Below are 7873 nucleotides of genomic sequence, written 5' to 3' on the forward strand. Positions count from 1 at the left end.
AGCGCTGAATGCTGTGGCGCTGCCGTTGCAGGGGACGATCATGAACATCTTGCTGCTGGCGGCTTTGTTCTTCGCATCCGTGTCGACGGCACACGCGGCCTTTCTGGATTGCGTGTTCTTCGATGGTGTCGACGGCGAATCGGCGACGGCGCCCACGGCGTGGAAGCAACACCTGCAAGTCAGCAACTGTGCTCGCAAGACAGTGACTCCGGCGGCGGCACCCGCGTTGCCGCTGCTTTTATGGAGCGCGTCGATCGCTCAAACGGCGCAAGTACATTCCGACCGCTGCGTGTGGGAGCACGGCGACAACGCGGGGCTCGGCCAGAACATCAGCGCCGTCGCGCCGCAGAGTCAAAACCAGACAGGCGCCGCGACCTTGTGGGTCAGTGAGCAACAATTCTACAACTACGCGTCGAACTCCTGCGCCAGCGGCCAGCAATGCGGGCACTACACGCAAATCGTGTGGCGTGGAACGACGCAGGTCGGCTGCGCGCAAACGCAGTGCTCGAGCGGCTCGCCGTTCGGCGCGCAATTTCCGAACTGGACCTTCATCGTCTGCGACTACAGCCCGCCGGGAAACTACACGGGCGAGCGACCGTACTGAATCGGTCGCGCATTCTCGTGCGAACCAGTCGGCATCGCCGCGACCTTCCGGCGCAATGATCGCTGCGCGGGCGACGAGCGGCCTTCGTGATCCTGCGAATCGGCAGATCCCGCCGGCAATCCTTTCATGCCGCCGGATGGACCCGTCGCGTCTCCGTCGGTTCACGAACCGCAACTTCCAATCAGCCCGACCAGAGCGCAAGCTCCGAAGACTCAACAAGCGCGCGAGGACGAACACATGACCAGATCGATGCCACCCCTCGCCCCGCCACGTTCGGGTCGATGTTCAAAGGCACTGCGTTTGGGCCTGCTCGTGGCGTCGATCGCCTGCAGTGTCTCAGCCTTCGGTGCGCCGGCCGGCGAGTTTGACGGACAGTGCACCGAGGGACTCGCGGAAGGCAACCACATTCCGACGGATTGCTCCGTCACCTGGCTCGACAAGGACGGCAAGACCTATTGCTTTGCCGACGCCGCCGCCAAGGCGAAGTTTCTGAAAGACGCCACCGTCAATCTGGAAAAGGCCCGCGAATTCCTGGCGACCAGCGAGGTGGCGAGTACCCAGGCGGAGATGGCCGACTTCACGGGCGACGACGTGAAAAAATTCACCAGGGACGTGATCGATGAGGCTGCAAAAGCCAATGGCGGTGCATTTCCGTACAACGATGCGGTGACGAATCAAAAGCTCGATCTGGTGTTCGACGAGTTCAAGTTTGTCCGGCACCTCGAAGGCTACGGATTTTTCCCCGATGTCGGGTTTCATGCAAAGGAAGATCCGGAAAAAAAGTACGTGCTCGACTTCTGGGTCAAACCCCGGCACGGCAAGCTGGTGCTGATGGAGACGCTCCTGTATCGCGCCCCGAGGAAGGAAGACGGCAAGTGGACACTCATTTCGCGCTCGCCGACTCCGTGGTGGTGGATTCCGTCGTCGGAACACCCCGGTGATACCGAAGTTCGTCGCGGATGGCAGGTCATGTCGGCGATCAACGAAGACGTCGTCGACGTCAAGGCGGCGGCGAAGGGCGTCTTCCACGTGAAGGACAACGTCACCGGCGAAACGATTCCGCTCGAATTCGTCAACGTCCACCAACCCGTTCGCAAGCTCAAGGCGGACGGCAAGTACTTTGCCTGCACCGACTTCAAGAAGGTGGGCACGACGGATCAGTTCTACGACATCGACTTCTGGGTCGACGACAAAGGCGGGAAGATGTCGGTCAAGGACGTGCGCGTGCACAAGGTCCCGGTGCTGCAGGACGGCCACTGGGTGCAGGAATCGCGCTACTCGTTCGAGGACAAGGATTCCGTTCTCGTCCCCTGATCGCGATCGACGAACGGGGCGGCGCAGGCGGGATCGTGGGTTCGCACGGCCGGCCAGCGCCGATCGGCTGTCCTTCTGGATCACGCATCGTCGGCCACGTCGACCGCCACTCCGAGACGTCGGTGGAGGGCGGGGCTCGTCGTCGTGTACTGAAGCGCCACCTTTGCTCCGTCCGTCGACCGTGACTTGATCGCGAACGCGGCCAAGGTCGCTTCGTGGAACCCGCTCAGGATGAGCTTGCGCTTTCCCGGATACGTGTTGATATCGCCGACGGCGTAGATGCCGTCGATGCTGGTCTGGAACGTTGCGGTGTCGACCACCACCTGGTTCTTGTCGAGGGTGAGGCCCCAGGTTGCGATCGGGCCGAGTGCGGGATGCAATCCCCAGAACACGAGGAGGCGCGACGCGTCGATGCGGCGAACCAGTCCGCTGCGCGCGCTGACTCGCACGACCGTCAATGCCTGACCGACGTGCTCGAGGCCGACGATCTCTCCTTCAAGGAACTGCAGACGACCGTCATCGCAGGCCTGGCGCATCTTCGCGACCGTTGCAGGCGCGGCGCGGAACGACGAGGTGCGGTGAACGAGCACGACGCTGGCCGCCGTCGCGCAAAGTTCGATCGCCCAGTCCAGCGCCGAGTCGCCGCCGCCGCTGACGACGATGTCCTGTCCCTTGAACTCGGTCGCATTCGGCACCTTGTAGAGCACTGCGTTGCCCTCGAGCAACGCTGCATCCTCCAGCGGAAGTTTTCGCGGAGCGAACGCGCCCAGTCCACCGGCAATGACGACCGCACCGGCGTCGAAGACCGCACCCGACGCGGTGGTCGCGATGAAACGAGCGCCGTTTGGCTCCACCCGCACCACCGTTTCGTTGAAGTGGTACACGGGCGCGAACGGCTGGATCTGTTCGCGAAGCCGTTCGATCAGCTCGCGTGCCCCACACACGGGAATCGCGGGAATGTCGTAGATCGGTTTGTCGGGGTACAACTCCGTGCACTGTCCTCCGGGCTGCGGTGCGGAATCGACGACGTGGGCATTCAGCCCGAGCAGTCCCAGCTCGAACACCTGGAACAGGCCGACAGGCCCTGCACCGACGATGAGGACGTCGGTCGTGATCATCAGAAGCGGTATCCGATCGCGAATCCGTAGACGAACGGATCGATGTCGACCGTGCCGACCTTGGCGCCGTTGACCTTCGCGTCGCTCGACAAGCTGATCCAGCGGACGTCACCCGTCAGCGACCAGCGATCGTTGACCGCGTATTCGAGGCCGGCGTGCAACGCCGCACCCCACGAATCGCCGAGCTCCAGTTGCGTGCCTGTCAACGGCCCCTTCTCGTCGACCGAGAAGAAGCGCGTGTAGTTGAGCCCGACGCCGACGAATGGATCGAAGCGCGCATCGGGCAGGAAGTGCCACTGCACCGACAACGTCGGCGGCAGTTGCTTCGCAGTGGCGGCCTTCGTGCCATTCAACTTCACGTCGTGCGAGAACGGCAACGCGGCGAGCAACTCGACGCCGAGGTTCGGCGTCACGCGATATTCAAGCGTGATGGTCGGGCTGATGCCGCTGCCGACATCGGTGGCCAGTGCGCCGCCGGCAAGATGGCCGTTGTCCGCGGTCGGATCGACGACGTGGACGCCGACCTTGACCTGCCAGTTGGCATCGCTTTGCGCGTGCGCAAGCGGAACGCAGGCGAGGAGGAAGGCAGTGGCTGCGGGACACATGCGTTTCATCGGAGTTCTCGAAGGTAGAAAAGTGGACGCCATGCTCGCCAACGGAGTGCCTCCTCCAGTTGATCGACGTCAACTCGCCGGGCGGACGTGACGCTTTGTCACGGGCCCCGGCAGCCGCCGTGCGACATCGCGTCTCATCCAGCGCAGTCACCGACACGCGCTTGATTTCGATCAAGTGACGCGACGCGTTGCGCGCACACACTTCTGCCGTCCAGCCACGACGGAATTGCCGATGCCCGCCGCCGAAACCTACAACGACAAGGTCGTCCGCCAGTTCACGATCGCCACCATCGTCTGGGGCGTCGTCGGGATGGCGGTCGGCTTGCTGATCGCGTGCCAGCTGGCATGGCCTGCCCTCAACTTCGACATCCCGTGGCTCACCTACAGTCGGCTTCGCCCGCTGCACACCAACGCGGTCATCTTCGCGTTCGGCGGATGCGGCCTGTTCGCCACCTCGTACTACGTCGTGCAGCGAACCTGCCAGACGCGACTGTTCGGCGCGAAAGCCGCAGCATTCACCTTCTGGGGCTGGCAGGCCGTCATCGTGCTGGCCGCGATCACGTTGCCGCTCGGCATGACCGAGGGCAAGGAATACGCCGAACTGATCTGGCCGATCGACATCCTGATCGCCGCGGTGTGGGTGACTTACGCGGTGGTGTTCTTCGGCACGATCGCGAAACGGCGGATCCGCCACATCTACGTCGCGAACTGGTTCTTCGGCGCCTACATCATCACCGTCGCCGTGCTGCACATCATCAACAGTCTCGCGATTCCGGTGTCGTGGACCGAGTCCTACCCGATCTATTCGGGCGCGGTCGATGCGATGGTGCAATGGTGGTACGGGCACAACGCGGTCGGATTCTTCCTCACCGCCGGCTTCCTCGGGATCATGTACTACTACGTTCCCAAGCAGGCCGAGCGTCCGATCTATTCGTACCGGCTTTCGGTCGTGCACTTCTGGGCGCTGATCTCGGTGTACATGTGGGCCGGTCCCCACCACCTGCACTACACCGCACTGCCCGACTGGGCGCAGTCGCTCGGCATGGTGTTCTCGCTGATCCTGCTCGCGCCGAGCTGGGGCGGCATGATCAACGGCATCATGACGCTGTCGGGCGCGTGGCAGAAGCTGCGCACCGACCCGATCCTCAAGTTCATGATCGTCTCGCTGTCCTTCTACGGCATGTCGACCTTCGAAGGTCCGATGATGTCGATCAAGACGGTCAATTCGCTGTCGCACTACACCGACTGGACGATCGGCCACGTCCACGCGGGTGCGCTGGGCTGGGTCGCCTTCATCACGATTGGCGCGATCTACAGCATGCTGCCGAAACTGTTCGGTGCGCAGCGCATGTATTCCACCCGCGCGATCGACCTGCACTTCTGGATCGCGACGATTGGCATCGTGCTCTACATCTCGGCCATGTGGATCGCCGGCGTCATGCAGGGCCTGATGTGGCGCGCGACGAACGCGGACGGAACGCTGACCTACACGTTCATCGAGTCGCTCCACCAGACCTATCCGTACTACGTCACGCGCGCCTTCGGCGGCCTGATGTTCTTCAGCGGCATGCTGATCATGTGCTGGAACGCGTGGAAAACCTGTCTCCCGCAACGCGACGTGCCACCCGTGCTCGTCCCGATGCCGGTTCACGCCTGAGGAATCGCCCGCATGAAGCATGAAATCCTCGAGAAGAACGTTGGCCTCATGGCCGTGCTGATCCTGCTCGTCATCGTCGTGGGCGGGCTGGTCGAGATCGTCCCGCTGATGTTCCAGGCGCAGACGATCGAGCCCGCGCCCGGCATCAAACCGTATCCGCCATTGCGCCTTGCCGGTCGCGACATCTACGTGCGCGAAGGCTGCTACGGCTGCCACTCGCAGATGATCCGCACGCTCGCGTCGGAGACCTTGCGCTACGGCCCGTTCTCCACCGCAGGCGAATCCGTCTACGACCGGCCTTTCCAGTGGGGTTCCAAACGGACCGGACCGGATCTCGCACGTGTCGGTGGTCGCTATTCCGAGGACTGGCATCGCGCGCACCTGAAGAATCCACGCAATGTCGTGCCCGAGTCGAACATGCCGGGCTACCCGTGGTTGTCGCAGGCGCTGGTCGATCCGGCGCTGGTTGAACGCAAGATGCGGGTCCTGAAATGGCTCGGCGATCCGTATACCGATGCCGATTTCGCGTCGATCCATGACACCGTGACCGGGCAGACCGAGATGGACGCGCTGATTGCCTACCTGCAGGGCCTCGGCACGACCTCGCCAGCGGTCGCTGCCGCGCCGGCGAAGGCGGCCGCACCATGATCGCGGGATTCTTCATCGCACTGATGCTGCTGCTGTTCGCCGGGATTTCCGGCTGGGCCTGGAGCGCGCGGCGACGCGACGATTTCACTGAAGCGGCCGCACTCGCACTCGAACTGGAACCATCGTCCGTCCGCAGTGGAGCGAAGTCATGATGAGCACGTTCTGGAGCTGGTACATCATCGCGCTGACGACCACCAACATCGTCGGTGTCGTCTGGCTGCTGATCGCGACCGCGCGGCGTCGCAGCGGCGACACGACCGCGGACAACGCCACCACGGGTCACGTGTGGGACGAAGACCTGACCGAACTCAACAATCCGCTGCCGCGCTGGTGGTTCGGCCTGTTCATCCTCAGCGTGATCTTCGCCATCGGCTATCTCGTCCTGTATCCCGGTCTCGGCAATTTCGCGGGCAACCTCGGATGGACCTCGGCCGCAGCTGCGGCAAAGGAAACCTCCGATGCCAATGCCCGTCTCGAATCGCTGTACGCAGGCTTTCGCCAGACGCCCGTCGCGCAGCTTGCGCACGACCCGAAGGCCGTGAAGGTGGGACGCAACGTGTTCGCCAACAACTGCGCGGCATGCCACGGTTCGGACGCACGTGGCGCGACGGGCTATCCCAATCTCGTCGACAGCGACTGGCTGTACGGCGGCGATCCCGAGACCGTGTTGACCACCGTCCTCGGAGGCCGCCACGGCATCATGCCGCCGCTCGCGGCCACGCTGCCCGACGGAGGAGTCGATCAGGTCGCCCACTACGTGCTGAGTCTTTCCGGTCATGAGCACGACTCGCGCCTGGCGGCGCTCGGCAAGCCCCGTTTCGAAGGCATTTGCGCCGCCTGTCACGGTGTCACGGGAACAGGGAATCAGGCGATCGGCGCGCCAAACCTCACCGACGATATCTGGCTGCACGGCGGCGGCGACCTCGATGCCGTGCGGCTCGCAATCAACAATGGACGCTCGGGTGTCATGCCCGCGTGGGAACCGGTGATCGGCAACGATCGTGCGCGGCTTGCCGTCGCGTGGGTCCTGGCACAGGGCGCGGTCGATGCGGCGGCAGACCAGGTCGCCACACTGACTCCCGCCGCGCAGCCATGAGCCGGCTACGTTCGTCATCGATGTCGGAGGACCCCGTCGTCGTCGCGCGTGAAGCGCGTACGCGCAGGGTCGGCGCGATCGCGTGGCCGTCGTTTTTTGCGGCGGGCGTCGCGACCATGTGGTTTTTCGCCGTGGTCGATCCGATCGAGCTCGCCGCCATCAGCTGGCCGCACGCCGAGGTGTCGCGCGAACTCGGCTACACGATCGGCTTCTTCATGTTCTGGGCGTGCACCGCGAGCGCGAGCCTGTTCACCGCCATGCTGCTCGGGCCACCCGCACGCGACGTGCAGGCGCGTACACAATGAAGCGCGGTGCCCGCAACGATCTCGCGATCCACGTCGTCGGTGGCGATGGTCTCTACGCGAAACAGCCCAAGGTGTATCCGCGGGAAATCGACGGCCGCTTCCAGCGACTGCGCACCGGCGTCGTGTTCTGGCTGCTCGGCATGTTCTATGCGTTTCCGTGGCTCAGCGTCGGTGGCCAGCAGCTGGTGCTGTTCGACTTGCCCGCACGGCGCTTCCATATCCTCGGGCTCACGTTCTGGCCGCAGGACTTCTATCTCCTGACCCTGCTGCTCATCATCGCCGCGCTCAGCCTGTTCTTCTTCACCGCGCTTGCGGGGCGGTTGTGGTGCGGCTACGCGTGTCCGCAGACCGTGTGGACCGAGGTGTTCCTGTGGATGGAACGGCGCATCGAAGGGGACCGCAACGCGCGCATGCGACTGGACAATGCGCCGTGGAGCCGCGAGAAGCTCCTGCGCAAGTCGGCCAAGCAGGTCGTGTGGATCATCTTCGCGCTGTGGACCGGATTCACGTTTGTCGG

General features: G+C 63.8%; 10 protein-coding genes. 8 read left to right on the forward strand and 2 right to left on the reverse strand.

What is annotated here, in order from left to right; all coding sequences use genetic code 11:
- Window positions 1-604: CAP domain-containing protein (locus ABIV12_RS09635; protein WP_348058657.1), on the forward strand; the 604-nt coding region annotated here is incomplete at its 5' end.
- A 237-nt stretch (window positions 605-841) separates the two neighbouring features.
- Window positions 842-1918, forward strand: coding sequence for a hypothetical protein (locus ABIV12_RS09640; protein ID WP_348058659.1), 1077 nt, complete (start codon window positions 842-844; stop codon window positions 1916-1918).
- An 80-nt stretch (window positions 1919-1998) separates the two neighbouring features.
- Here ABIV12_RS09640 and ABIV12_RS09645 read toward each other — a convergent pair whose 3' ends face one another.
- Window positions 1999-3036: an NAD(P)/FAD-dependent oxidoreductase gene (locus ABIV12_RS09645; protein WP_348058661.1), complete on the reverse strand. Its 1038-nt coding sequence runs from the start codon at window positions 3034-3036 to the stop codon at window positions 1999-2001.
- Window positions 3036-3650 (reverse strand): OmpW family outer membrane protein, encoded by a 615-nt coding sequence (locus ABIV12_RS09650; RefSeq protein ID WP_348058663.1) that lies wholly within the window; start codon window positions 3648-3650, stop codon window positions 3036-3038. Before ABIV12_RS09650 ends, ABIV12_RS09645 begins: the two co-directional genes overlap by 1 nt.
- Window positions 3651-3882: 232 nt before the next feature.
- Between ABIV12_RS09650 and ccoN the strand changes: the two genes are divergently transcribed.
- From ccoN to ABIV12_RS09680, 6 genes are all read left to right on the forward strand, one after another.
- Entirely contained in the window at window positions 3883-5307 is a 1425-nt protein-coding gene (ccoN, locus tag ABIV12_RS09655; RefSeq protein WP_348058665.1) for a cytochrome-c oxidase, cbb3-type subunit I, read from the forward strand.
- 12 nt (window positions 5308-5319) lie between these two features.
- Window positions 5320-5955, forward strand: a complete 636-nt coding sequence (gene ccoO / locus ABIV12_RS09660; protein ID WP_348058667.1) for a cytochrome-c oxidase, cbb3-type subunit II — start codon at window positions 5320-5322, stop codon at window positions 5953-5955.
- The gene (locus tag ABIV12_RS09665) at window positions 5952-6107 is read left to right on the forward strand and encodes a cbb3-type cytochrome c oxidase subunit 3 (protein ID WP_348058669.1); all 156 of its coding nucleotides are present in this window, start codon (window positions 5952-5954) and stop codon (window positions 6105-6107) included. The genes ccoO and ABIV12_RS09665 overlap by 4 nt, the downstream gene beginning before the upstream one ends.
- Entirely contained in the window at window positions 6104-7051 is a 948-nt protein-coding gene (ccoP, locus tag ABIV12_RS09670) for a cytochrome-c oxidase, cbb3-type subunit III (protein ID WP_348058671.1), read from the forward strand. Before ABIV12_RS09665 ends, ccoP begins: the two co-directional genes overlap by 4 nt.
- 20 nt (window positions 7052-7071) lie before the next feature.
- Window positions 7072-7356, forward strand: a complete 285-nt coding sequence (locus tag ABIV12_RS09675) for a hypothetical protein (protein WP_348058675.1) — start codon at window positions 7072-7074, stop codon at window positions 7354-7356.
- The coding region (locus ABIV12_RS09680; RefSeq protein WP_348058673.1) for a 4Fe-4S binding protein at window positions 7353-7873 on the forward strand (521 nt) is incomplete at its 3' end. The genes ABIV12_RS09675 and ABIV12_RS09680, both read left to right, overlap by 4 nt.

The organism is Dokdonella sp. (assembly GCF_039926425.1).
In the GTDB taxonomy this organism is placed as follows: Bacteria; Pseudomonadota; Gammaproteobacteria; order Xanthomonadales; family Rhodanobacteraceae; genus Dokdonella_A.

Bases quoted from the DNA above. Each gene is read 5' to 3' on its own strand.
- ABIV12_RS09640 (WP_348058659.1), top strand. From the start codon at position 842: ATGACCAGATCGATGCCACCCCTCGCCCCGCCACGTTCGGGTCGATGT.
- ABIV12_RS09675 (WP_348058675.1), top strand. From the start codon at position 7,072: ATGTCGGAGGACCCCGTCGTCGTCGCGCGTGAAGCGCGTACGCGCAGG.
- ccoN (WP_348058665.1), top strand. From the start codon at position 3,883: ATGCCCGCCGCCGAAACCTACAACGACAAGGTCGTCCGCCAGTTCACG.
- ccoP (WP_348058671.1), top strand. From the start codon at position 6,104: ATGATGAGCACGTTCTGGAGCTGGTACATCATCGCGCTGACGACCACC.
- ccoO (WP_348058667.1), top strand. From the start codon at position 5,320: ATGAAGCATGAAATCCTCGAGAAGAACGTTGGCCTCATGGCCGTGCTG.
- ABIV12_RS09650 (WP_348058663.1), bottom strand. From the start codon at position 3,650: ATGAAACGCATGTGTCCCGCAGCCACTGCCTTCCTCCTCGCCTGCGTT.
- ABIV12_RS09665 (WP_348058669.1), top strand. From the start codon at position 5,952: ATGATCGCGGGATTCTTCATCGCACTGATGCTGCTGCTGTTCGCCGGG.
- ABIV12_RS09645 (WP_348058661.1), bottom strand. From the start codon at position 3,036: ATGATCACGACCGACGTCCTCATCGTCGGTGCAGGGCCTGTCGGCCTG.